This is a genomic window from Paraburkholderia sp. WS6 (assembly GCF_030464835.1).
Lineage (GTDB): Bacteria > Pseudomonadota > Gammaproteobacteria > Burkholderiales > Burkholderiaceae > Paraburkholderia > Paraburkholderia madseniana.
Genome location: NZ_JALQCK010000004.1, coordinates 37007 through 61679, shown reverse-complemented (window position 1 = coordinate 61679; position 24673 = coordinate 37007). Strand labels below are relative to the sequence as shown.

The 24673-nt window shown below is 58.6% G+C and carries 22 protein-coding genes and 3 pseudogenes; 16 read left to right on the top strand and 9 right to left on the bottom strand.

Annotation, left to right across the window (positions count from 1 at the left end):
* Positions 1-143 precede the first annotated feature (143 nt).
* A complete protein-coding gene (locus M0D64_RS06500) occupies positions 144-971 on the top strand; it encodes an alpha/beta fold hydrolase (protein WP_266257048.1) in 828 nt (275 codons plus the stop codon).
* A 630-nt stretch (positions 972-1601) separates the two neighbouring features.
* Here the strand turns inward: M0D64_RS06500 and M0D64_RS06495 are convergent.
* A pseudogene (locus tag M0D64_RS06495) lies at positions 1602-1921 on the bottom strand ((2Fe-2S)-binding protein); the annotation flags it as partial.
* A 268-nt stretch (positions 1922-2189) separates the two neighbouring features.
* Between M0D64_RS06495 and M0D64_RS06490 the strand changes: the two are divergent.
* The 8 genes and pseudogenes from M0D64_RS06490 to M0D64_RS06455 all read left to right on the top strand — a co-directional run.
* Positions 2190-2297 (top strand): annotated as a pseudogene (locus M0D64_RS06490) (catalase); the annotation flags it as partial.
* A 130-nt stretch (positions 2298-2427) separates the two neighbouring features.
* A complete protein-coding gene (locus tag M0D64_RS06485) occupies positions 2428-2742 on the top strand; it encodes a DUF3331 domain-containing protein (protein ID WP_308101892.1) in 315 nt (104 codons plus the stop codon).
* Between the two features lie 136 nt (positions 2743-2878).
* Positions 2879-3958, top strand: coding sequence for a LysR family transcriptional regulator (locus M0D64_RS06480; RefSeq protein ID WP_266257046.1), 1080 nt, complete (start codon positions 2879-2881; stop codon positions 3956-3958).
* A gap of 295 nt (positions 3959-4253) precedes the next feature.
* Positions 4254-5018, top strand: a complete 765-nt coding sequence (locus M0D64_RS06475) for an SDR family NAD(P)-dependent oxidoreductase (protein ID WP_266240117.1) — start codon at positions 4254-4256, stop codon at positions 5016-5018.
* A 122-nt stretch (positions 5019-5140) separates the two neighbouring features.
* Positions 5141-6160 (top strand): NADP-dependent oxidoreductase, encoded by a 1020-nt coding sequence (locus M0D64_RS06470; RefSeq protein ID WP_266240116.1) that lies wholly within the window; start codon positions 5141-5143, stop codon positions 6158-6160.
* A gap of 413 nt (positions 6161-6573) precedes the next feature.
* Positions 6574-7149 (top strand): GNAT family N-acetyltransferase, encoded by a 576-nt coding sequence (locus M0D64_RS06465; RefSeq protein WP_266257045.1) that lies wholly within the window; start codon positions 6574-6576, stop codon positions 7147-7149.
* Positions 7150-7304: 155 nt separating this feature from the next.
* Positions 7305-8270 carry a D-2-hydroxyacid dehydrogenase family protein gene (locus M0D64_RS06460; protein WP_266257044.1) on the top strand — a complete coding sequence of 322 codons (966 nt, stop codon included), beginning with the start codon at positions 7305-7307 and terminating at the stop codon, positions 8268-8270.
* A 42-nt stretch (positions 8271-8312) separates the two neighbouring features.
* Positions 8313-9185 (top strand): LysR family transcriptional regulator, encoded by an 873-nt coding sequence (locus M0D64_RS06455; protein WP_266257043.1) that lies wholly within the window; start codon positions 8313-8315, stop codon positions 9183-9185.
* Between the two features lie 308 nt (positions 9186-9493).
* Here M0D64_RS06455 and M0D64_RS06450 read toward each other — a convergent pair whose 3' ends face one another.
* The 3 genes and pseudogenes from M0D64_RS06450 to M0D64_RS06440 form a co-directional block, all read right to left on the bottom strand.
* A complete protein-coding gene (locus tag M0D64_RS06450) occupies positions 9494-10483 on the bottom strand; it encodes a zinc-dependent alcohol dehydrogenase family protein (protein ID WP_266257042.1) in 990 nt (329 codons plus the stop codon).
* A gap of 103 nt (positions 10484-10586) precedes the next feature.
* Positions 10587-10760: pseudogene (locus M0D64_RS06445) on the bottom strand (transposase); the annotation flags it as partial.
* Between the two features lie 110 nt (positions 10761-10870).
* On the bottom strand, positions 10871-11971 hold the full coding sequence (locus M0D64_RS06440; protein ID WP_266240111.1) for an alkene reductase: 1101 nt from the start codon (positions 11969-11971) through the stop codon (positions 10871-10873).
* Positions 11972-12133: 162 nt separating this feature from the next.
* Here M0D64_RS06440 and M0D64_RS06435 point away from each other — a divergent pair, with 162 nt between their 5' ends.
* Positions 12134-13018: a LysR family transcriptional regulator gene (locus M0D64_RS06435; protein ID WP_266240110.1), complete on the top strand. Its 885-nt coding sequence runs from the start codon at positions 12134-12136 to the stop codon at positions 13016-13018.
* A gap of 5 nt (positions 13019-13023) precedes the next feature.
* On the opposite strand, the gene M0D64_RS06430 is transcribed toward M0D64_RS06435, so the two are convergent.
* The gene (locus M0D64_RS06430) at positions 13024-13344 is read right to left on the bottom strand and encodes a hypothetical protein (protein ID WP_266240109.1); all 321 of its coding nucleotides are present in this window, start codon (positions 13342-13344) and stop codon (positions 13024-13026) included.
* A 374-nt stretch (positions 13345-13718) separates the two neighbouring features.
* Here M0D64_RS06430 and M0D64_RS06425 point away from each other — a divergent pair, with 374 nt between their 5' ends.
* Entirely contained in the window at positions 13719-14414 is a 696-nt protein-coding gene (locus M0D64_RS06425) for an NADPH-dependent F420 reductase (protein WP_266240108.1), read from the top strand.
* Positions 14415-15635: 1221 nt separating this feature from the next.
* Here the strand turns inward: M0D64_RS06425 and M0D64_RS06420 are convergent.
* The 3 genes from M0D64_RS06420 to M0D64_RS06410 form a co-directional block, all read right to left on the bottom strand.
* Complete coding sequence (locus M0D64_RS06420) at positions 15636-16502, bottom strand: aldo/keto reductase (RefSeq protein WP_266257041.1); 867 nt, start codon at positions 16500-16502, stop codon at positions 15636-15638.
* Between the two features lie 217 nt (positions 16503-16719).
* On the bottom strand, positions 16720-17940 hold the full coding sequence (locus M0D64_RS06415) for an MFS transporter (RefSeq protein WP_266240106.1): 1221 nt from the start codon (positions 17938-17940) through the stop codon (positions 16720-16722).
* Between the two features lie 12 nt (positions 17941-17952).
* Positions 17953-19062, bottom strand: a complete 1110-nt coding sequence (locus M0D64_RS06410) for an alkene reductase (RefSeq protein ID WP_266240105.1) — start codon at positions 19060-19062, stop codon at positions 17953-17955.
* 234 nt (positions 19063-19296) lie between these two features.
* Between M0D64_RS06410 and M0D64_RS06405 the strand changes: the two genes are divergently transcribed.
* The 4 genes from M0D64_RS06405 (at position 19297) to M0D64_RS06390 (ending at position 22947) form a co-directional block, all read left to right on the top strand.
* Complete coding sequence (locus M0D64_RS06405) at positions 19297-20181, top strand: LysR substrate-binding domain-containing protein (protein ID WP_266240104.1); 885 nt, start codon at positions 19297-19299, stop codon at positions 20179-20181.
* A gap of 159 nt (positions 20182-20340) precedes the next feature.
* Positions 20341-21477, top strand: a complete 1137-nt coding sequence (locus tag M0D64_RS06400) for a Gfo/Idh/MocA family protein (protein WP_266257040.1) — start codon at positions 20341-20343, stop codon at positions 21475-21477.
* An 88-nt stretch (positions 21478-21565) separates the two neighbouring features.
* Entirely contained in the window at positions 21566-22315 is a 750-nt protein-coding gene (locus M0D64_RS06395) for an SDR family NAD(P)-dependent oxidoreductase (RefSeq protein WP_266240102.1), read from the top strand.
* 137 nt (positions 22316-22452) lie between these two features.
* The gene (locus M0D64_RS06390) at positions 22453-22947 is read left to right on the top strand and encodes a DUF3237 domain-containing protein (protein ID WP_266240101.1); all 495 of its coding nucleotides are present in this window, start codon (positions 22453-22455) and stop codon (positions 22945-22947) included.
* 63 nt (positions 22948-23010) lie between these two features.
* Here M0D64_RS06390 and M0D64_RS06385 read toward each other — a convergent pair whose 3' ends face one another.
* Positions 23011-23658 (bottom strand): flavin reductase family protein, encoded by a 648-nt coding sequence (locus M0D64_RS06385; protein ID WP_266257039.1) that lies wholly within the window; start codon positions 23656-23658, stop codon positions 23011-23013.
* A gap of 221 nt (positions 23659-23879) precedes the next feature.
* Here M0D64_RS06385 and M0D64_RS06380 point away from each other — a divergent pair, with 221 nt between their 5' ends.
* A complete protein-coding gene (locus M0D64_RS06380; protein WP_266240099.1) occupies positions 23880-24530 on the top strand; it encodes a TetR/AcrR family transcriptional regulator in 651 nt (216 codons plus the stop codon).
* The last annotated feature ends 143 nt before the right edge of the window (positions 24531-24673 follow it).

Below are 24673 nucleotides of genomic sequence, written 5' to 3'. Positions count from 1 at the left end.
TCCAGCGGCGGAGGCAAAGGCTGGGATTCGTTCCCTGTCGGGCGGCGCTATGGCACGGCGTTGCGCCGGTTGGCCAGCCGCATGAATCGCCGGGCGCTTGGGTTTCAGGCGCATAAAAGTGGCGAATCATCTGCGAGGAGCCTATGTCAATTGAGATCGCAGCTACGGAGTTCGTTAGGAAAACAGGAATTCGTTTCAGCTTCCGTTGGCTTGGCCCGCGCCGCGGGAGGCCACTGGTCTGCCTGCAACATTTCTCAGGTACCATGGACTCTTGGGATCCGGCGGTCGTCAACGAACTGTCACGGCGTAGGCCCGTGATCGTATTCAACAACACTGGGGTCGGAGGGACCAGCGGTAAGACGCCGGACAACATCGATCAAATGGCAGAGGATGCAGCAGCGTTCATCTCAACACTGTGCGCGCCCAGTGTCGATCTGCTCGGATTTTCGTTAGGTGGCATGGTCGCCCAAGTCCTTGCGTCTGAGTATCCGGGCGGAATCGGAAAAGTTATTCTCGCAGGTACCGCCCCGCAGGGTGGCGAGGAGCACCTGATGGAAGCGCTTCAGGACGCAATCGCTCAAAAGGATGCTCCGGACCTGCGGTTGCCGTTGTTTTTCACTAGTTCCGAGGCCAGTCGTGCAGCCGGATTGGATTTTCTAAAGCGCACAAGTGTGCGAACTGCCGGACGCGACCCGGACAGCGGCGAAGAAATAATGCGTCAGCAGGCGAAAGCGCTCATTGGCTGGTGCGCTTCCAAGGACCCAACCAACAGTGTGCTCAAGGCCATTCAACAGCCGGTATTACTGGTCGGCGGAAGCCATGACACAATGCTCCCGAATGTCAACGCTATAGACATGTTTAGGCATCTTGCCAACGCGCAGTTGATGCTGTACCCGGACGCAGGCCAAGGCGCGATCTTTCAGTATCCCTCGCGCTTTGTCCAGCATGCATTGCATTTCTTGAGCGAGTGATACGCTGGCTCATAACGTCTTCGTGCACGGCTTGATATGGATCGTTTGAATCATCGCGGCCGCATTCGCCGGCTGCCATCGAATGCGGATCGTTGCTCCATAACCCGCAGTTTGCCACCCGGCCTGAAGTATTGGCGGAGACGGCCGACCAGACATTCGCGTCTGTTCATTGCACACTCTGTTGATTCGTGTTCCAGCACTCGCGGGCGATCCCTGGTAGTTGGCGGAAATATATGTGTGACGGGATAGTAAACGGTCAATCTCAGATGGAAACAGGCTGAGACATGTCTATAGGTAGGTTTCGCGGTCTTTTGCCTGTAGCGGCGCGGATGGCATGGAGTACCACAGGCGCCAATGCCGAGGTGCCGGGCTCGCTGAAACATAAGTACCCTGGCCCATTTCGACCTGGCTTACGACAAGCGAGGTGCCCGTCGGTGCCGATGCGGATCCAGGCGTTCGGCGCGAACTCGGCAGACTCCTTTGCCGCTTCGGCTACGCTTATCAGGCCGGACAGTCCGATGCAAATCAGCAGACCACAGTCGGCAGCGCCGCCAGCCTTGAGGAACGTTCGCAGGCACACGTCGGCGGGTAGGGCGCGTTCGACGAGTTTCTCAAAGCTCCCGGCCACACCTACTCGGCCTTGGAGGCGAGGGCATCGCCGTGTGCATTCCGCGCGGCCAGTGTGATCGCCGCGCGGATGCGTACGTGGGTGCCGCAGCGGCAGATGTTGCCAGTCATGGCGGTATCGATGTCAGCGTCGCTGGGGTGAGGATTCTGGGCCGGCAGAGCCGCGGCGGACATGATCTGGCCACACTGGCAGTAGCCGCACTGCACGACCTCAAGTTCGCGCCTGGCGTTCTGGATGAGCTTGCCGGCCGCGGTATTGCCAAGTGCTTCGATGGTGATAATTTTTTGCCGGCCAGCGCAGCTACCGGCGCAACGCAGGAGCGGGGCGGACCAGCGCAACAGCATTCACGCGCAGCGAGAGTTCTTAGCCCTCTGCGTACTTCAGCAGGATACCTCGATTTGGGTAGTGGAGGACCTTCTGGGTAGCCTTATCATCACGGTGAACACAGTGAGCTTTCCATCTTGCCTTCGGCAGTCTTGAGTAGTGACTTTGTCACGGAGTCTAATATTCAGCCCCTATTTTCACCCTTCACTCTGTGATTTCTTACATGCCTAACTCATCTGATTAAGGTATGAGCAAAGAAAGACTGCCCGTCTATCGAGGCTGGCGTGATGGAACTGAATCGCAATATTGACAAGTACTTTGTCGGGGTGGAGCGGGCCGCATTCAACCCAGTCAGCGTAGTGACTACGGATTGAGGATCCGAACGCTTAAGCGCCATTGTGCGTCGGTGGATTTGTATTGGAGATCAAATTGCAACGCGATCCGTGGACTCAAACACTCGTCTTGCTTCGCTGTCTGAATCACGGTGAGGACGCTGCGGTTGAAGTGCAACTGCCTCATAGCTGTCCTGCTCAACTTCGTCGCGATGGCGGCCTACCGCTTGGACTCAAAGTGTGCGTGACCGGTCGACCAAGCTCCAGAACGGTGACGGTCAATTGGTGCTCGGTGAGTTGCGGCCACTACGGTGACCAGATCTGGCGCCATGCGATTGCCTTGCGCAACGGCTTCTGCGCAATGAGCGGAGACGAAATTCGTAGGGGCGATGCAATCTATAAGCCCTTCCCAGGTCGGGCGACGCCTGTTAATGCGGACGCCATGATTCTCGCGGCGCATATCGAACGCGTGGTAGTCGATGTTTAGCTACCAAGTACCTTGCTGGAGCAAGGGCACCTGACTGGCGAAGATTGCCCTCCGTTCGCCTTTTTCAAGAGTCTGGAAAGACAGATAAGTTCGGTTTTAGACGATGCAAATACTCAATGCATGATAAGGATTACAGATGGATAGGCTACAAGCGATGCTAGTGTTCACAAGGGTGGTTGAGGCCGGAAGTTTTGCCCGTGCGGCCGACACCCTTGATCTCGCGCGGGCGTCCGTCACCGTCATTGTCAAAAATCTGGAATCCCATCTGAATGTTCGCCTGTTGCACCGCTCGACCCGAAGGCTCGGCTTGACGCCAGAAGGTGCGGAGTTTTATGAACGTTCCGTAAAGATACTGGCGGATATGAAGGAATTGGAGGACAGCGTGTCAATGGCAGGGAAAACTCCCCGAGGTCGACTTCGCATCGATACTCCGGGTGCTGTCGGGAAGATATTGATCATCCCGGCGCTAGACGACTTCCGAAGACGCTACCCTGACATCCATCTCACTATCGGCTTCGGCGATAAACCCGTTAATATTATTCAGGAGGCGGTCGACTGCGGTATCAAGCTCGGCGCGCTGACGGACTCAAACCTCGTGGCCAAGCGCATCGGCACGCTGCAGCTCGTTACCGTAGCCGCGCCGCGCTATCTGGAGCAGTGCGGGGTTCCGCGGTCATTCGACGAACTGCAGACGCATTTCGGCGTACGATATCCCTGTCCCTGGGTAGTCCGTGCGTCCGATTTGCAGTTTCAAGTCATCGGAAAAACCGTTGACGTAAGTCTGCGTTCTAGCGTCGCAGTCAACGACATAGAAGCCTATCTGGCGTGCGCCTTAAAGGGGCTCGGAATCATTCAGATCCCGCGCTTCATGAGCCTGCCGTACCTGCGCTCCGGAGAATTGAGGGAACTTCTTCCGGCGTACAAACCGAAGTCAATCGCAGTGTCCGTCGTGTATCCACAAAACCGGCATCTATCGCGCACCATGCGTGCCTTTGTTGACTGGATATCCGAATTGTTCCAACGCTCCCCACTTTTGGTCGATGGTCCCCGGCAGCAGACCGCGCCATGCGAGGTCATGCCATCGAACCACTCCACGCAGGAATCGCAACTACATAAGGCACCCAAAGCCCGCAAAAATTCCGCTGGTTCGACGCCCTTCCGCGTCGTCGATACCTGCGGGGAGGAAACCAGTTTACAGCCATATGGAGCGGCATGAAGGGAAGCGCTCGTTGATACTACCGGGGGAAGTGCGTTCTGCCATTTTCGGACATCGATACGCCGTTTCGCTTTAGCGCATCTGGAGCGCTCGTGATTGCGCTGATGCGTCTCATATTCGGGTAAAGGCCGCCCGTCTATCGGTTGACAGCGAGGGCAGATTCGTAAGATCATGCATGTAAGTGCATACGCACATATTGGGTGGGTCGCTGTGCTTCTACCTGTATAGCAGGCGAAATGGATAGGCAATTTTTCTACGGTTCGCGTCCTAAAGAGTGACGAATGGAGCAACAATCGTGAGCAAGCTTTTTGATCTTAGTGGTCGCGTTGCCGTAGTGACAGGTGCAACCAAGGGAATGGGTCTGGCGATCGCCCGCGCACTAGGTGCGGCTGGGGCGAAGGTCGTGATTTCCGGACGTAGTCAGGAAGTAGCCGATGCGGTTGCCATTCGACTGCAGAAAGAAGACGGCATCGCAATCAAGGCAATTTCTTGCGACATTACGGAACCAGAGAGCGTCGATCGCTTTGCGTCGCAGGCGCTAGCAGCATTTGGACGGGTCGATTCGCTCGTGTTGAACGCGGCAGGTACTTCGCCGGATGGATCGATACTTGATCATACGGTTGCGCAGTTTGACACCGTCATGGCTGGCAACGTACGCGGTAGCTTTGCACTTGTGAAGGCACTCGCTCCGCAGATGATTTTACGCAAGGATGGATCGATCGTCTTCATGTCGAGTCGGGCAGCAAAGCGCGGGTCGACAATGCTGGGTTTGTATGCAATGTCAAAGGCGGCCGTTGACCAACTGGTGCGTAATCTTGCGCTCGCACTCGGGCCGTCGAACATCAATGTTAATTCTATTAATCCTGGCGCCGTGCGAACCGATTTCTCAAGGGTGCTTTGGGAGGATCCCGAGCGTGAAAGAAAGATTGCCTTGGGTATCCCCATGGGTCGCATCGCCGAGCCGGACGACGTCGCTGGACTGGCCCTGTTGCTGGTTTCCGCGGCTGGTCACTACATTCACGGGCAAAACATCAGCGTAGACGGTGGTGCTACGGCCTGAATGTCCTGATTGACATCATTGGCGGGAATGCCACAGGCAGACGTCGCGTTGGCCATGTGGGTGGACCACGCACATTGACGTGCCAGCAAAAACCGCAACGTAGCATAGATCGGAGAGTCAAGATGACCAACGAAAACGCCCAAAGAATTGTCTTAGCGTCCCGTCCGAAGGGAAAACCAACCGAGGGCGATTTCCGCCTTGAGCAGTTACCTGTTCCGAAGCCAGGTGCCCAGGAACTGCTGCTCAGGACACTCTACCTGTCTCTCGATCCCTACATGCGGGGACGGATGGACATCGCGAAATCATATGCCCCGTCTGTTGCTATCGGCGATGTCATGACAGGTGAGTGCATCGCCGAGGTAATCGAATCCCATCATGCCGGGTACGCCGTCGGAGATATCGTTCTCGCTCACTCTGGCTGGCAGACACATGCCATTTCCGATGGCGAAGGCGTTCGAAAGATCGATTCCGCTGACGCGCCCTTGACAACACGTCTCGGAGTACTTGGCATGCCAGGCTTCACTGCCTATTCCGGCATGCGTGTCATCGGCCAGCCCAAGCCAGGCGAAACGGTGGTTGTAGCGGCTGCCAGCGGTCCAGTCGGGGCTACGGTCGGGCAACTGGCTCGCATGGCGGGCGCCCGCGCCGTCGGCATCGCAGGTGGGCCGGAGAAATGCGCTTTCGTACGAAACGAGCTCGGCTTCGATTCATGCGTTGACCATCAGGCGCCCGACTTCGCAGAACGTCTTGCCGAGACATGTCCGAACGGCGTCGATGTCTATTTCGAAAATGTCGGCGACGCCATTTGGCGCGCAGTGGCACCCTTGCTCAACAGGTTTGCAAGGGTGCCAGTATGTGGTCTCATTAGCCAATTCGGTGTATCTGAATTTCCGGGACCAGATCGACTGCCCGGCACCATGCGCGACGTCCTGAGCAAAAGCCTCACCATCCGCGGATTCATTAACTACGATTTCGCAGAGTTATACCCGGACTTCCTTCGCGAAATCGGCGCCCGCGTCAAGAGCGGTGAGATCAGGTACAAGGAAGACATTGTCGACGGATTGGAGAACACGCCGACCGCCTTCATCGGCATGTTGAGCGGTCGAAATTTCGGCAAGCTGCTGGTTCGGGTTGCGAGCTGATCTCAGGCTTATCGTTCACCGCACGCCCAGATTGAATCTAGTCCCGATGCTTGTGAGCATCAAGGGATTCAGTTATGGGAGTGAACCGTCCGGTCGCGACCCCGCCAATCGATTCATGATTGTTACCGCCAAGATTATGGATGACACGACCTTGATTGATGTCACTAAACCTACACTAGGATCAAGAAGATCTCCCATGAATGTCGGTTATTCGATTTCAATGTCATTCAGGCGACAACAGTGCACGTTTGATGTATCACTGCCAGTTATCCGAAGACTCGTCGGCCATCCTCTTTCGAATGGACCTCGTGGTCGGTCATGAAAGTAGGTACGTGTGCACCGGGACGCGTGCGCGTATCCGATCGATGCCAAGATTTTCTGGCGATTTGTTTGGCAAAGACAGGGCGACGAACATGACCGATACAGAACATTATCCGCACCGCGGGACAGGCGTGGATACCTCGGCCGGAATCGAGCGACGCCGGTGGCAGATGATTGACGGCACCTGGGTGCTGTTGCGTCCGATTGAGCCAGGCGATTTTGAACTCGAACGCAATTTCGCCGACGGCTTGTCGCGGTCGACGAGGTACATGCGGTTGATGTCCGGAAGGTGGCCGTCTGACGACGAGATATATCGTTGGACCCACATCGACCGGCAACGTGAGGGTGCTCTCATCGCGACTATCTCAGTCGACGGACGGGAACAGCAGATTGGAGTTGCGCGATACGTGGTGGATTTGGGTAAGAGCGAGGCCGAGTTGGCGATCGTCATCAGCGATGCTTGGCATGGAAAAGGCCTTGGCATATGTCTACTCTCCAGCTTGATTGATCTTGCTAAGCAATCAGGTGTGAGGCGGTTGTACGGTACGACGTTGAGCGAAAACAACGCGATGATCGGCTTGGGGCGACGGCTTGGGTTCATGCTGTCTTACGAAACGGGGGCGGAGGCCATCACGAAGTTGTCCCGTGACCTGCATTCGCGCGACTAGATTGAGTTGACTTGCGCGATCGAGCCAGCAGCGCCACCGATGCCTGACACCAGCGTTAAATCGCACATTGCGTCGAACTAGCGCAGTCCTGCCATTCATTGTTGCGCGGTGGCTGGCGCTTACGGCAGCCGCTTTATCCTTGGAAGAGGTAACACATGTCTAGCCCATCCCATATCAGAGTCGCCGTTCTCGACGACTATCAGAATGTCGCGCTCGACGTGGCCGACTGGTCTCCGCTGAAAGACCGCGCGGAAATCACGGTGTTCAACGACCACGTGACGGAAACCACGCAGGTTGTCGAACGTCTAAAACCATTCGAAGTGTTGTGTGTGATGCGTGAACGCACGCCACTCACACGTCAGATTATTGAGTGCCTGCCCAGTCTCAAGCTGATTACCTCGACGGGCACGGGCAACGCGTCAATCGACACGGATGCGGCGGCTGAGCACGGCATCAAAGTCGTCCACACGGGATACTCGTCCACGCCGACCATCGAATTCACCTGGGCGATGATTCTGGCCATGGCCCGCAATATCCCTGCTGAGAATCAATCCGTGCGTGAAGGCGGTTGGCAGCTCAGGCTCGGAACGCAACTGGCTGGCAAAACCCTGGGCCTTCTCGGGCTTGGGCATATTGGTTCGGCGGCCGGTGTGATAGGCCGCGCGTTCAGGATGAATGTGATTGCCTGGAGCCAGAACCTGACGGCAGAGCGCGCGGAATCGAAAGGCGTTGAACTGGTCGACAAAGATACGCTGTTCTCCACTTCTGACTTTCTGTCGATCCACACCCGCCTGAGCAAACGGACCCGAGGTCTTGTCGGCGCTGCGGAGCTTGCCAGAATGAAGCCCACGAGCCGCATCGTCAATACGTCCCGCGGTCCGATTGTCGATATGGTGGCGTTGCTCACCGCACTGGAGAGCGGGCGGATCGCAGGCGCCGCCATCGATGTGTACGATTCCGAGCCGCTCGAACTGACGCACCCGCTGCGCTCGCTGGACAACGTGCTCGCTACGCCGCATATCGGCTATGTGACGCGTGAGATGTACCAGACGTTCTACGGCGATACGGTGCGCAACATAGTGGAATGGCTCGATGAGCCGCAACGGCCCGCCCATGCATAACACGCTGCAAAGCCTTGTGCGCAAAGTGGCTGGGAGCGCGCATTGAAGCTCGATCCTGTTTCTCTCAAGCTTTTCGTACGCGTAGTGGATGAAGGCACGATCGCCGGTGCGGCCGAGCTCGAGCATATTGCCGCGCCCGCTGTCAGCAAGCGCCTCAGAGAACTCGAAGAGGTCTTCGGCACGCCGCTGCTCACGCGGACAAACAAGGGTATTGCGCCGACGGCGGCCGGCGTCAACCTGTCGATACTCGCGCGCGACGTGCTAGACGACTTACGCAATATCGCTCTGCAGATGAAAGCATACTCGGACGGTCTGCGAGGATCCGTGCGCGTGCTCGTCAATATCTCGGCGATTTCGACCTTCATGCCACCCATCGTCAAATCGTTTAGCGAGCGCTATCCGGACGTCAATATCTCGCTGTTGGAACGCGATAGCCTTGCCATCACCGAGAGCGTGGCAGAAAACGTTGCGGAGATCGGCGTCTTTACGCGCCTGCCGCGTAGCGCCGACATCGAAGTTCATCCGTTCCGCACCGATGAGCTAAAGGTTCTCGTCCCGTCCGCTCATTCGTTGGCGAAGCGCCGGCATGTCACGTTCTCGGAAACGCTCGACTATGAACATGTGGTGCTCCGCGCAGGCACGCATCTGCGCTTCCAGATGATGACGGAGGCGAGCAAGGCAGGAAAAACGCTGCGGGCGAAGGTCCAGGTATCGTCGTACGACGCGCTGAGCAGGATGGTGCAGGTCGGCATGGGAGTCGGCATATTACCCGCGAGCAACGCGGACCTGTACCGCTTGCCGGGTACGCGCGTATTGAAGCTCGATGAGACGTGGGCGAAGCGGGAACTTGTCGTATGCGTGCGCCGCGCGGATGCTAGTGATAGGGTTATTGAAAGGTTGTTCGGAGAAACCTGAACACGCTGTAAATCAGACGCAGCCGCTTTCCCGCCAATGTACTGAGGATGTGTTCCATAGGGGAGGTCGACGGACCCGGCGGTAGTCATCCACGATATCCGTCAGAGAGGCATCGTTTGAGGAATCCGCTAGCCGGCAGTAGTGCGGGCGTGTGCATCGTGATGCCGGTTGTGTCATGTAGGCGTGGCGTGCACATTCCGTGGGAACGTCCGCGCTGTCTTGGAGGACGACACTATTATGTGCTCCACTTCGATCGGTCGCCTTGCTATCTCCAGTTCCACGTCCACCGCCGCTGGATTTCGACGCGCTTATACAGTCACGACGATCTTGCCGAACTGACCGTTCGATTCAAGGTAGCGGTGCGCCTCGACCATTTCATTGAACGTGAATGTCTTGTCAATCATCGGCTTCAACGCGCCGGATGCGAGACCAGCGAGGATGAAGTCAACTGCAGCCTTTTGACGGACTGGGTCGCTACTGGTGTTCCAGATCGTGTAACCGACAATAGTCGGCAGCTTAATCAGCAGATCCAAGTAGGACAGCTGCGATGGCTCCTCGCTCAGCGCGCCGTATACGAGCAGAATACCGTTCGTCGTCATAGCCTCGATCAGCTTGCCGAGGCTAGGGCCGCCGACGGGATCGAACACTACGCGCGCGCCAACACCGTCAGTGATGCGCAGCACCTCGGCCACCATGTCTTGTTCTTCGGTGGCGATGACGAAGGCGGCACCGGCGTCGAGGAGTTGTTCGCGCTTGGCGCCGGTGCGGGTCAGCGCGATCGGTGTAGCCCCGACCATATTTGCCAGCTGAATTGCGGCTAGGCCCACGCTACTCGATGCCGCCGGAATCAACACCACGTCGCCCGCACCCAGCTTGGCTGCCTCGATGAAGGCACCGTAGACGGTGATGAACATCATCCAGATCGACGACGCCTGCTCGAACGTCAGCGATGGCGGATGTGGCACGACGGCCGACACCGGCGCGAGGACCAGTTCACCGTACATGCCGTACTGGTTCTGCGAAAACGCTGGCACTGTGTTGACGGCGTCGCCAACTGCAAACTGCGTGACGCCAGGACCCACGGCATCGACGATACCGGCCGCCTCGTAACCAAGTCGGGCCGGCAGCTTGACTTCCTCGATATATTCGCCGGCGCGCCACATGGATTCGGCGCGGTTCAAGCCGATGGCCTTGACGCGGATGCGTACTTCGCCGGCTGCCGGCTCCGCGACGTTCACGTCCTTGTAGGAAAGCACTTCAGGGCCGCCGGTGGTGGCAAATTGAATAATACGTGACATGGTAAGCCTGTAATTTGGTGGTATGCCGCAGCTAATTGCACGAGCCGAGCCGGAAGCAGGGGCGCTTCCATCACAGCCATCTCTTTCTCGATCAAGCTGTTGGCCCGATGAACCAATGAAACAGCGGGTTATATTGGACCTGCTCCATCAACTGCCGCTCCGAGCGAACGCTGTAGAGCACTTGCAGCAGCATCGCGCGCAGTGGATGATCGGCCGGAACAAAGTCCTTCAGCTTGCGCAAGGTGAATAGGTTCTCGGTGAAGGTGGTACCGCGCATGCTTCGCTCAAAGTGGTCTGCTCAACAGTAACAACGTTTGAACGGACCGTTCGGGTGATTTGGTGGGGAGGTATTTCCGCAGCCTGCTAGGTGAGGCAACGGTAATGCGTTCAGGCAGCATCTGCGTAGAACGGATAGTCCGTGTAACCAACTTCCGTGCCGCCGAAGAAGGACTCGCGGTCATATGGATTGAGCGGCCAGCCTTTGCGCAGGCGCTCCGGCAGATCGGGATTGGCGATGAAGTGGCGGCCGAATGCGACGAGGTCAGCGTCACCGGCTTCCAGAATGTCATTAGCAGATTGCCCGTCGAAGCCACCAGCGACGATGATAGTGCCGCTGAAGTACTTTCGGAGCAGGCGCGCCGCCGCAGGCGTTTGACTCCATTTTTCGTCCTCGATCACCCCCAGGATGCGCGGCTCGATCAGGTGTAGGTACGCGAGATCCAGCTTATCCAGTTCGCGCGCGACGTGGGTGAACAGCACTTCCGGATCACTGTCGCCCATGTCGCCAAACCTGCCACTCGGACCGAGGCGCACTGCTACGCGATCGCTGCCCCAGACCGAAATCACAGCATTCACGATTTCCAACAGGAAGCGGCTACGGTTTTCAATTGAGCCACCGTAGTTGTCAGTGCGCTTGTTGCTACTATCTTGCAGGAACTGATCCAGCAGATAGCCGTTAGCACCATGCAGTTCAACACCATCAAAACCAGCTAAAATGCCACGCTTAGCCGCTAAGCGGAAACTTTCCACCAACTCCTTGATTTCAGCGATGGTCAGTTCTTTGGGGGGAGTGTTTTCCATCCAGCCCGCTTTTCCAAAAGCGACTCCACCATGCTCGACGACGGAAGGCGCCACCGGCTGACCGCCCCCTGGCTGCAGTTCACTGTTGGACTGACGACCTGCGTGATAGAGCTGCAGGAAGATCTTCCCACCTTTGGCATGAACTGCATCGGTCACGAGTTTCCAGCCTGCAATCTGGCTATCGTCGTAGAGTCCGGGAGCACCCAAGTAGCCATTGCCGTTGGGCGCGGTAATGGTGGCTTCGCCAATCAGGAAGCCGCCTTCGGAAGTACGTTGGGCATAGTATTCAGCCATCAGCTTGCCTGGAATGGCGCCTGGTTCGGCGCGCATGCGGGTGAGCGGTGCAAGGACTACGCGATGGGCGATTTTGTGTGGGCCTACTTGGACGCTGGTATGCAGTTTCGACATGACGTCGGTTCCTCAAAGTGATTCGTCTTGTGCAATGTAGGGCTTCGGCCTACTTAGAAAAATACCCTGCGATGCCGAACACATCGGAAAAAATGTCCGCAATGTTGGATCGCAATACACTGGATGCGCTAAAGCAGCCGCCATTTCGGACAGGAAGTGCTTATGGACAGCATGAGTGGAATTTCGATGTTTGTGCAAGTTGCTGAGACGCGCAGCTTTACCGCAGCGGGGCGACAGCTGGGTGTTTCATCCTCTGCGGTTGGCAAGGCCATCGCCAGGATGGAAGAACGGTTACGCGTGCGATTGTTCAACCGCAGCACTCGGAGCATCACTCTGACCGCAGAGGGAACCGTTTTCCTGGAACACTGCCGCCGCATCCTGAGCGAGGTTGATGCTGCCGAGGCCGAGCTGTCGGGTCTGGCTGGCAATCCGCGTGGGCGCCTGCGCGTGGGCACGCCCCAATTGGCCGGTTTGATGATGCCGGTCTTCGATGGCTTCATGGAACGCTATCCGGAAATTGAACTGGACATCGAAATGTCCGACCGCATGGTTGATGTCATTGAGGATGGCTTCGATGCCGTTATCAGGACCGGCGAACTAAACGACTCGCGCCTGACGGCGCGCCGTTTGGGTTCTTGTTCGTATGTGCTGGTTGCATCGCCCACCTATTTCAAGCGTCATGGCGTACCTACCGGACCGCGCGAGCTTGAGGGCCACTTCTGCTTGCTGCACAAATGGACTTCCACGGGAAAGCTAGACCGCTGGCACCTCCGGTTTGATGCATCCGAGTCCGAGTTGGTCCTTCGCGAGACCATGACGTCGAACACCATCGAGCCACTTGCTCACGCCGCCATTCTGGGCAGGGGCATTGCGTGCCTGCCAGCCTTCCTGGTGCATGATGCGTTGCAATGCGGTCAGCTAATAACAGTGCTGGATGACTATGTGGATCGCGAAGTTGTCTTCTGGATACTATGGCCGGCTAGCCGCTATGCTTCGCCCAAGCTGCGCGTTTTCATTGAGTACATAAGCGAGCACTTGCACATCTGATGCCTTTATGGTGCGAGTTGGATACGCACGCGTTCACGGTTGGACTTATCGGTGCCGTCGATGCGCATGTAGAACCGGATTCCGCGCGCCTGAAGTGCAGCCATCAGCCACGAGGCGGGATAGCCGCGGTCAAGCACGAGCAGATCATTTTCGCCCAGCAGTTCGAGATGCTCGAACAGCATCTGCCGCTCGCCGGTATCGGTGCCATACAACGTCGCCCGCAGTATCATCTCGATTAGTTGAAATGTACGGATGTTTGGTCCGCAAGGTGAAAGGTTGGATGTTGGTTTGGTTACCAAAAGGTTGCGTGGGGACGTCGTCGACAATGCTGATACGTTTCTGACTTGCGGACTCGTAGGCCTTGGTCTGATTCAGGGATTACGCCCGGCACTGCAGCCGTACATTCACTCGGGTGGGGTTACGGAGATCCTGCACCAAGTAAAGGTTCCGCCGAAGCCCATCTCGGTGGTAATCACAGACCGACGGCACAGAACGCCGAAAGTCGATGTCTTCATGAGATGGTTGGAAGAATTGCTCGCTGAGCAAGAGCTCAGCTGATGCAATTGTTATTGCCTAGGAAACAATGTAGTTCCTGACCGCCCGTTTACCGTGGCAGTGGTCGCACATAAAGTAGTCGCATCACAAATCTCGCGCGCAGCAGGTCCGGGCCCGCTGCGCGCATCTTGATCCGGAGGGTTAGATGAATATCAGCATTATCGGTGCAGGCAATATCGGCAAGGTGCTCGCGGGCCGCTTCGTTGAAAAAGGGCACGCGGTACGTATCACCAATGCGCGCGGCGGCGCATCGCTGCAAGCCGTCGCGCAGGAAACGGGCGCGACGGTAAGCAACGTGCAGGACATGATCGAGGACGCGGACGTGATCGTCGTCACGATACCTCTCGTCAACGTCCCGCAACTGCCGAAGGGATTCCTCGACAAGGCGAAGCCTTCGGCCGTCGTGATCGATACGTGCAACTACTATCCGCGCCATCGCGATGGGAAAATCGAAGGAATTGAGGCAGGCACCACCGAAAGCCGTTGGGTCGAGGAACAGATCGACCATCCCGTCGTCAAGGTGTTCAACAACATCTACGCCGCGCATCTCGAAGGCATGGGCAAGCCGGCGGGTGCGCCTGGGCGCATTGCATTGCCCGTCGCGGGCGACGACCCGAAAGAGAAGCAGATCGTGTTCAAGCTTGTCGACGACATGGGCTTCGACGCGGTGGACACTGGCACCATCGCCGAGTCATGGCGTCAACAGCCGAACACGCCGGTCTACACGGGAGACTTCGACGCGCAAGGCGTAAAGGACGCGCTCGTACGCGCATCTAAGGAGCGAACCGTGGACTGGAAGGCGACGCCGTCCAGTCCCGGCACGTTCGATCGCCCGGCCTGAACGTCGTGGAGTAGAGCAGGCGCGGCTTTCAATTCGACGTTGGGTCGCGGATCATCCGCACTCAAGCCAGCGCATTGCCGCGCTTGCCGACAGGCAATTCGCGCGCGACGACATACTCGGGATCGCGCGACTGCTTTGCGAAGATCGTCGGTTTTGTTATTGCCCAGGAAACAATGTAGTTCCTGACCGCCCGTTTACCGTGGCAGTGGTCTGTATCGGTCAGCGGAGCCCGTGTTGACGGCGCGCGCGGTTAGATGTCAACAATCTTCCGCAGCAGAGCGTATGAGACCCGCCAATGGCCTTCCGAATCATTGACGGCGATAGACGCAGTTTTCGCGTTGAGCCGGACGATGATGCCGACTCGCTCGCTCAGATGTTTGTCGGTGAAGCCAACGGTGTCTCCAACGAAGAATTCCTCTCGCTGAGCTCGCGGTGGCGGCGACGGAGGCGCGTGAGTCGGACCGCGCGCAGTGTCAGGGACAACTGCCTCGTATAGTACCGACCAACGCTGACGGCTCTGGTTGTCTTGGATCACTGCCTGGGTTTGCCGTAGCTCCACCACGGTTCCATGCGAAAGTGGTGCGAGCGGGTCGCCCCCGATATAGCTGACTCAATGCAATGTGACGTCGGACGTGGCCATTGCGTTTCGCGTTACGGGCAATGCGCCTGCCACACAGCGTTTGCTTGACCTGTGCGGCGAAGCCGGTCAGCGAGCCGTAAAAGAGCGTCGGTCGACGTCCCGATAAGACGAGCCGCCGCCCGCTTCGAGCAGGTATCGCGCGTGCGCCTGCCGGCGTTTTGAGTGGCACGCGCACCTCCAACCGATTTCCGCTTGCTCGCCGAACGATCCACGCAGTGTTCCGAGTGCAGCATCGTGGACCGTGCATTGGAAATGCGAATGGTGATTGCTGACGCCCTCACTGTCGCGTACAGGTACCGTCGGGACGCGGCGATTCCATCGCTTATAGAGGAAATCGGATAGATTGCGGATACCCGTATGGGATGACCTCACCGCAGAGCAGGTATATTTCGACCGACTTTGATCCGGATCGGCGCTCTCCGTGAATCCAGCATGGCGGTGAGGCGGGTGGCAACGTATCACGGAGTGACGGTTGCGAGTCCCGCATACTTTGCCCAGTACGGCACGCTATAGACACTTGAAGACTTGGGAATGCACGTACATTCGTGATTAGTCTCGAGCGAAATTGACGGAGTAGTGGACTAGCCTTGCCGTCGTTGAGCGGTCGCGCGGTCCAGTTCGCAAAATTCACGGTCAGACAAAGTAATCGCGCCGGCCGCCACGTTCTCTTCCAGATGCGTGACCCGGGAGGTGCCCGGTATCGGCAGTATCACCGGACTGCGCTGCAATAGCCACGCGAGGGCGATCTGCCCGACGCTCGCGTGATGGTTGCGCGCGATTGTGTCGAGTAGCGATCCGGGGCGGGTCAGCTCGCCCGCAGCCAGCGGAAACCACGGGATAAAGCCAATGCCGTGGGCCGTGCAGTAATCGAGCACGTCTTCACTACCGCGGTCACCGAGGTTGAAGCGGTTTTGCACGGTCGCCACCTTGAAATATTTCGACGCAGCCTTGATGTCGGCAACCGAGACTTCACTCAGGCCGGCGTGCCGGATCACGCCGCTGTCGATCAGGTGGCGCACTGCGCCAAACTGCTCATCGCGCGGCACTGCGGGGTCGATGCGATGCAACTGCCATAGGCCGATCTGTTCGATACCGAGGCGCTGCAGGCTGCCGTGCGCTTGCTGAATCAGGTACTCAGGCCGGCCGTGCGGGGTCCACTGGTTGGGACCTGTGCGCACGAATCCCGCCTTGGTCGCCACGAGCATCTCGGCGCTATACGGATGCAACGCCTCGCGGATCAACTCCTCCGAAACGTTCGGCCCATACGAGTCCGCCGTGTCGATGAAATTCACTTCGAGTTCGGGCAAGCGGCGCAGCACGCGAATGGCTTCGGCGCGATCGGTGGGTGCGCCCCAGATACCCGGGCCAGTGATTCGCATTGCGCCAAAGCCGAGCCGCCTGATTTCCGTGTCGTCGCCAATTTTGAAAGTAGGATTTTGGATATTCATGTTCGCCTTTACTGCTTGTGTTAGACCGATTGAGGGTGCACTACCCGCCGGGACAGGGATAGTGCCGGTTTGAAGCAGGCTGTCCCGGCGCCAGCATTTTCGTCGTGGACATCTAAGACATCCGAAGCACTTTCCCCTGACTTGACGATGTGGCCGATAAGTGACCGATAAGCGCCCCGTGATCTGTGGCAAACGTCTGCCGCGCGGTAGCGGTACCTTATGCGGCAGTGACCGCACCGTTTTGCACCCGAACCAACTGCTTGCCGACGCTGGCTGTCAGGATCAGCGCCGCGACCTCGCAGAGAGCGGCGGTCCAACCCAGGTTGTTCACCGAGGTGAAACTCAAGGTCAGGGAACCGAGTGTGGCGCCGAGCGAAAAGCCGAGATACATGAACGAAGCGTTCAGTGACAGGGCAATTGGTGTGCCGCGCAACCCGGTGAGATTGATCAGTCCTGCTTGCTGAGCAGGGTAGAAGGACCAGTGAGCAATGCCCCAGGCCACGACACCGATCAGGATGGGGACCAACGCCAATTTCTTAGGTAGCCAGTGCGCGCTAGCCGACATGAGCGAGAACGCGAGGATCGACACGCTCAGGCACGGGATGATCACGCGGCTCGGACCGAGGCGATCCACTGCCTTGCCGCCGATGAACACGCCGATAGCTGCCGCAACGCCCCAGGTGAACAGCACGTAACCGATTTGTGCCCCGTGCAACGGCGTGGTCTTCGCAACGAACAGTGCCAGGTACGTGTAGATCGTATAGGCGCCCGTCGCCCAAAGCGTGGTGACGAGCAAGGTCATCAGAATGACCGGCTGGCGCGCGACCTGGCTACGCTCGCGCAGCGTGGCAACCGGCAATCCTGCGCCGATGCTGCGCGGCAGGCCGAGCAGCAGACCTGCCGTGGCCGCGGCCGACAGGGCGGCGACGCCCGCGAAGGTCATGCGCCAGCCGAGCCGATCCCCGATCAATGCGCCCAGCGGCACGCCAAAGGCAACCGCGATCGTGATGCCGCCGTTGACGATGGCGAGCGCCTTGCCACGCTGTTCCGGGCCGGCAATGGCGCCAGCCAGCGCGTTGGCGCCGGGCACATACAGACCGGCGGCTGCGGCGAGCAGGACGCGCGCCGCCATCAGTTCCCAATAGTTCTGGGCAGCCCAGGCGAGGATATTCGCCACCGTGAAGGCAGACAGCGACAGGATCATAAGCGTGCGCCGATGGAGCGTGCCGGTCAGTGCCGTCAGGATCGGCGAGCTGAGCGCGTAGGCCAAGGCAAACACCGTGACGAGCTGGCCCGCCGCGACAATGCTGATATGCAGGTCTGTGGCAATGTCGCGCAACAGACCTGCAATCATGAAGCTCTCTGTGCCGACCGCGAATGTCCCTAACGCGAGCCAGAAAAGCGGCGAGAGGGACGTAGGCTGGGCCGTGGCGGTCATCGCGTGCTCCGTTTACGCTGCTACCGTTTCGTCGCTATAAAACGGATAGTCGGTATAGCCGACGTCGGTGCCGCCAAAGAAGGTGGGGCGGTCGTACGGGTTCAGCGGCAACTGAAGGCGCAGGCGCTCGGGCAGATCCGGGTTGGCGATGAAGTCGCGTCCAAATGCGACCAGGTCGGCGTCGCCAGCCTGCAGGACGGCTTCGGCGGTAGCGGCCTTGAACCCGCCGGCGGCGATGATGACGCCCTTGTAGTGCTTGCGGATCAGTTGCGCGGCGACCGGGTTCGGATCCTTGCTGTCGTCGTCGACGTTGCCCAGCACACGCGGCTCGATCAGGTGCAGATAGGCCAGGTTCAGTTTCGCCAGTTCCTGTGCTACGTAAGTGAAGAGTGCCTTCGGGTTGCTGTCAGACATATCGCCAAAACTGCCGCTCGGGCCAAGGCGCACGGCGACGCGGTCGCTGCCCCACACCGAGATGACGGCTTGCGTCGCTTCCATCAGGAAGCGGGCACGGTTTTCGAATGAACCGCCGTAAATGTCGGTGCGCTTGTTGCTGCCGTCCTGCAGGAATTGATCGAACAGATAGCCATTGGCGGCGTGCAGTTCGACGCCGTCGAAGCCGGCCTGTTTGCCGCGAATCGCGGCCGTGCGGAAGCGCTCCACCAGTTCGGCGATTTCGGGGATGGTCAGCGCGCGGCTCGGCGTGTTCGGAATCCAGCCCGCTTCAGTGTAGGCAACGCCGCCATGCGGCACGGCGGAGGGCGCCACCGGCTGCCCGCCACCTGGTTGCAACTGGCTGTTGGACTGGCGCCCGGCGTGATACAGCTGCAGGAAGATGCGCCCGCCTTTGGCGTGCACGGCGTCCGTCACCTGTTTCCAGCCGACGATCTGGCTGTCATCGTAGAGGCCGGGCGCACCGAGGTAGCCGTTGCCATTGGGTGCGGCGATGGTGGCTTCACCGATCAGGAAACCGCCTTCTGACGCGCGCTGCGCATAGTACTCGGCCATCAACGGGCCGGGCCGGGCGCCTTGTTCGGCACGCATGCGGGTGAGCGGTGCCAGCACGACGCGATGGGCAAATTGGTAAGGACCGACTTTGACTGCGGAATGAAGTTTGGACATGACTGCCTCGAGATTGGGTGGCTGGTGACGCTTGATCATCAGCGGGCTTTCGACCTTGAGGAGCAGTGTATGGACGAACGGGGATAAGAAAAATGGGCTAAGGTTCCGAATATATCGGACAATGTAGTCCGCAATCGGCTCGTTCGCTGCTGCAGAACGAGTCGCAGTTGGGTTTCGAACGCTCGCGTGCATCGCCTGCTGGCACAAATCGGCCTCAGGCCTCGGGATGCGGCAATGGATAGCCTCAGCGGTATTTCGGTGTTCGTGCAGGTGGCGGAAACCCGCAGCTTTACCGAGACGGGACGGCTGCTCGGCGTATCGTCTTCGGCGGTCGGCAAAAGTGTTGCGCGCACTGAGGAGCGCCTCGGCGTGCGGCTCTTTCACCGCAGCACGCGCAGCATCACGTTGACGGCCGAGGGGGCATTGTTCCTGGAACGGTGCAGGCGCGTCCTCGGCGAGCTCGAAGCGGCGGAAGCCGAACTGTCCGATGCCGCTGGCAGTCCGCGCGGCAGATTGCGGATCAGCACGCCGCAACTGTCCGAGCTGATCATGCCGGCGCTGGACGGCTTCATGCTGCAATACCCGGACATCGAACTCGACGTCGATCTGTCCGATCGCATGGTGGACATCATCGAAGAAGGCTTCGATGCGGTCATACGCACGGGCGAGCAGCACGACTCGAGGCTGGTGTCGCGGCGCCTCGGTTCCTGCGGTCAGGTGCTGGTCGCTTCGCCCGGCTATCTTGAGAAGTACGGCGTACCCAAGCATCCGTCCGAACTCGCTAAGCACGCCTGTCTGCTGCATAAATTCCCCGCGAGCGGCAAACTGGAACCTTGGCCGTTTCAGCTCGCTGCGTCGGAAGCGGAGCCGGAGTTGCCGCAAACCTTCGTCGCCAACACCATTGAAGTGCTGGGCTTTCTGGCGCTTCAGAACAAGGGGCTTGCCTTCGTGCCGACCTTCCTCGTGCGCGACGCGCTGGCGAGCGGTGCGTTACAGATCGTGCTCGACGATTTCATCGACCAGACCGTCACCTTCTGGATCTTGTGGCCGGCAAGCCGTTACGCTTCGCCGAAGCTGCGCGTCTTTATCGACTACGTCAGCCAGAATCTGCGGATTTGACCCGACAGGGGCGGCAAAGAATCGGATAAAAGTCTCGACACAGGACTGAAGTGTCCGAAATGATCGGAACCTCAGCCAGTTTATCTCCAATCTCCTGAACTCTACTATCGCCCTGTCGCTGCACAGATGGTCTGCCCAGCGTCAAACTGGAGAGTTCTTGTGAACAGTATCGTCAGTCGAGCTACAGGCTCCGGTAAAATCAGGGTCGGCGTCGTCGGGCTGGGCAACTGGTCGGAATATGGGCACCTGCCTTCGCTGCAACTGCTGCCGGAATATGAACTGACGGCCGTGTATAGCCGCAGCGCGGAAAAGGCGGCAGCGCTGGTCGCGCGTCATGGATTCAAATACGCCGCAGCCTCGTTGCAGGAACTGGTATCGCATCCGGAAGTCGATCTCGTGCTCGTGTTGACGCCCGCGTTCCAGCACGAAGAGGGCATCCGCGCGGCCATCGAGGCCGGCAAGGACGTCTACTGCGAATGGCCGCTGACGCCGAGTACAGCGTTGTCGAAGGAGTTGCTCGCGTTGGCCGACAAAGCAGGCGTGCGCACCATCGTGGGCCTGCAACGGCGCCTCAATCCAGGCTACCGCTATGTGCACGATCTACTGGACCAGGGCGAAATCGGCGAAGTCCGTTCGGTGCGCCTGCATGTGAGTGTCGAGTACTTCCAGCGCGAACGGCCCGCTTCGCTGTATTTCACGATCCCCGAAAAGAATTTCTCCAGCCTGCTGTCGATCTACGGCGGCCACTTCCTGGATGCCTTGTTCACGACGATGGTTGGCTATCCTCAGAGCTTGTCCGCGCTGACTGTCAACCAGTTCAAGGAAGTCACGCTGGTTGAAACCGGAGAAACATTTCCGCATACGAGTGCCGACCAGGTCGTGCTGGCAGGGACTTTCGCCAATGGCGCCGTGCTGACGGTCCATATCGAGGCGGGGAAGCGCAATAACTTCGGTATGCAGCTCGACGTGACAGGCAGTAAGGGCGACCTGAAAATCTGGAACACCACCAGCTTCGGCGACGCCTTCAACCGCTTCGAAATCGCGCAGGGCGACCGGCAGCCGCTTACTCAACTGACGATTCCTGCGGAATATGACTGGCTGCCGCCAAGCGAACTTGGCGCGAGTGTGCTGGAATTGGCGAACCTGTACGCCGCCCATGCACGCGATGTCAAAACTGGTTCGACGCTTGCGCCCACTTTCGCGGATGCGATCCGGATGCATGAACTGATGGACCAGATCGCGGAATCGAATCGCACGGGCCAGCGTGTCCCGCTTTCGTTCAGCAGGCCTGGTTAAGCGGGGCAGCCGGCTCAGGCGCTGACGCCGGTTTCAGTCTTTGAGCGGCTCCGTCGTCCGTTTTCGCAAACTTCACTGAGGAAACACAATGTCTACCCATCCCGTTGTTCTGATCACTGGTGCGTTGACTGGAATTGGCCGCGCCACCGCGCTGGCTTTTGCCCGTGGAGGCGCCCATGTCGTCGTCTCCGGACGTCGCGCGGACCAAGGCCAGCAGCTGGCTGAAGAGCTTCGCACGCTCGGTGCAGAAGCCGAGTTCATCCAGTCCGATGTCCGGTTCGAAGACGAGGTACGCGACCTCGTCGACAAGACGGTTACGCGCTTTGGCCGGCTCGACGTCGCTGTCAACTCCGCGGGCACCGAAGGTCAGAACGGACCAGTAACGGAGCGCACGCCTGAGGGCTATGCAGCCGTCTTTGATACTAATGTGCTCGGCACGTTGCTCAGCATGAAGCACGAGATGCGCGTCATGCTGGCGCAGGGCAGTGGCAGCATCGTCAATATTTCATCGACGATGGGTTCACGCGGCGCGGCAAACGCCTCTCTTTACGTGGCAAGCAAGCACGCGGTGGAAGGTCTGACAAAGTCGGCGGCGATCGAGGGTGCCGCTTCAGGCGTGCGCGTCAACGCCATCGCTCCGGGTCCGGTCGAGACCGCGATGCTCGAACGGCTAACCGGCACCGCGGAGCGAAAAGCCGCTTTTCTCACGAACGTTCCGCTCAAGCGCGCGGGAACGCCCGAAGAGATCGCCGACGCGATCGTGTTCGTCGCGTCTGACAAGGCGAGCTTTATCACCGGCGAAATCATCAGGATCAACGGCGGAAAAACGGCCTCCTAAGGCTAGTTATTCATCACCAGACTGTTCTGTCCATGAACAAGGCGCTGATTCTTGATGTGTTCGAAAGACGCTTCAATAGGGCATGCGTTAATATCAACGACGTGGGGAAGCCCGCGGCATCATTCACGAGGTGAAACTTGTCCACTACACTCTTTGATAGCCTTCCCGCACCACTTAAAAGTGTGCAGACCCGCCCATTGTTTGTCATGCGACTCGACGTCAAGCCGATCGTTGTTGTCGGCGCTACCCCGGGACCTTTTCGTCGTGTGGGTATCGTCCCATCGGGGTCGTTCGAAGGCGACCGATTGTCCGGAAAAGTGCTGGATGGGGGCAGCGATTGGCAGGCCGTACGTAGCGACGGCAGTACTACGCTTGACGTACGCCTTCTTCTGCAGACTGACGACGATGCGACGATCACCATGTCGTACCGCGGCGTTCGCCATGGGCCAGCCGAAGTGATACAGCGACTCGAGAAAGGTGAGGTTGTTGATCCATCAAGCTACTACTTCCGGATCAACCCCATCTTCGAAGCGCCGCCCGGTCGATACGAGTGGCTGAACCGCATCATGGCTATTGGCACCGGCCATCGGTTCGCAAACGGACCCACGTACAGCGTGTTTGAAGTTCTGTGAGCTGAAGTCGCGACTGACCTCCGCAGCGTTGTTCGAACTAATGCGGGCCCTGCCGGCCATCAGTCAAGGTTTGTAGCCAGGGCCGTCTATCAAAGTCCAGTCTTCGACCGGGATGCGCGGCAAATCGACGATGTCGGAGGTGCGAACGTATGCGCTCGCGTGCATACGCCCCACTAGATGAAGCTTGTCCGTATCGATCCAGGCACGCTCGGCGTCAAGCACAGCTTCATCATCAACGTGCATGGCCAGTACTTCGCCGAGGACTAGAGAACGCATATCGCCGAGCGGAATGATCTGCATGAGCCTGCACTCGAACGCGACGCGGCTCTGCGCGATACGCGGTGTCTTGATGTGCTCGGATGGAGCGGGGATCAGTCCCGCCTCAGTGAATTCGTCGATCTCGGGGGGGAACTCGATGGCAGAAATGTTCATCTGTTCGAGATTTTCGTCACTCACCAGATTCACGACGAATTCCTGCTGCATCCGGATATTCTGCCCCGTGTCCTTTAGGTCGCTTGCCGAACGGTGAAGAATGGAAAATCCCACAACGGCTGGCGCTTCGCCAAAGACGTTGAAGAATGAAAACGGCGCGGCGTTCAAGGTGCCGTCAGCGTTGAGTGTCGACACCCACGCGATAGGGCGTGGTACGACAGTCGCGCCGAGCAGCTTGTATCGTTGTTGTCGGTCCAGTTTTGCAAAATCAAAATGCATTTCAGCCTCAATTCGGTGATTTGTGTCGATACAGTATCGGAACGAATTGCAGTAGAAAACACACTGCGGTGAATTCACAATTCAGGTTGCGCCAACAAATTCACGTAGCTCAGTCGTTGTTCGCGCCGGGCGAATAGTAGGGTAGCATTCTGTTTTTGCGTATTTGGCGCAGCCGGTATACATCGGCTTGACGAGTTACTTCCCTAACCATGACTTTGCGTATGACTCCAAGCAAGCAGGAAATTCTTTCGGTCGCGGCCGAGTGCTTTATGGAGCAGGGCTACCATGCCACCAGTATCGACGACGTAGCGCGCCGACTCGGTGCAACCAAGGGGCGGGTCTATCACCATTACGCGTCGAAGATCGACTTGTTCTTCGATGTACACCGTGAAGGGATGGCAAGGCTGTTCGCCGCGGTCGAGCCCGCTCGCGAAACCGAAGGTGACGGCGCGACCGTTCTTGCGGCCATGCTTTACGCGCACGCGCTGGCAGTTCTCGAGAATCATACGTTTGAAAGCGTCGTCGCGCAGGGTGTGCAAATGCACCGGTTCGGCGCAACCACGCCCGGGCAGCGCTCGACACTTGACGAACTGATCGCGAGCCGGGACCACTTTGAAGCCTTGTTCAAGAATCAGGCGGCGATTGCGAAGAAAGATGGTTCGCTGGCGGACGTCGACATTTCCATTGCGGTCAAGACGATGCTCGGCGGCGTTCAATGGTCGCTCATATGGTATCGACCCAACGTCGATTCCTCGGCGCGCACACGCGCCAATCTCGCGAAGCAGATGGTCCGCACACTGATTGACGGTGTCCGGACGAGGGCAGCTTTGCAGCAGGATAAGCCTGAGCGACGGCCGTCTCGCGCAAAATAAGTCGGCCGCCGGCTAACCTCCTAGCGCGGGAAATCCGTGCGCTGACGTGCCTGCTATGCCGAGGGCGTGTGCATCCTGATGCCTCCTGTTTCTGCGTTTCAATGGCGACCACGTGACGCATCATCACCGCACAATCGGCCCGA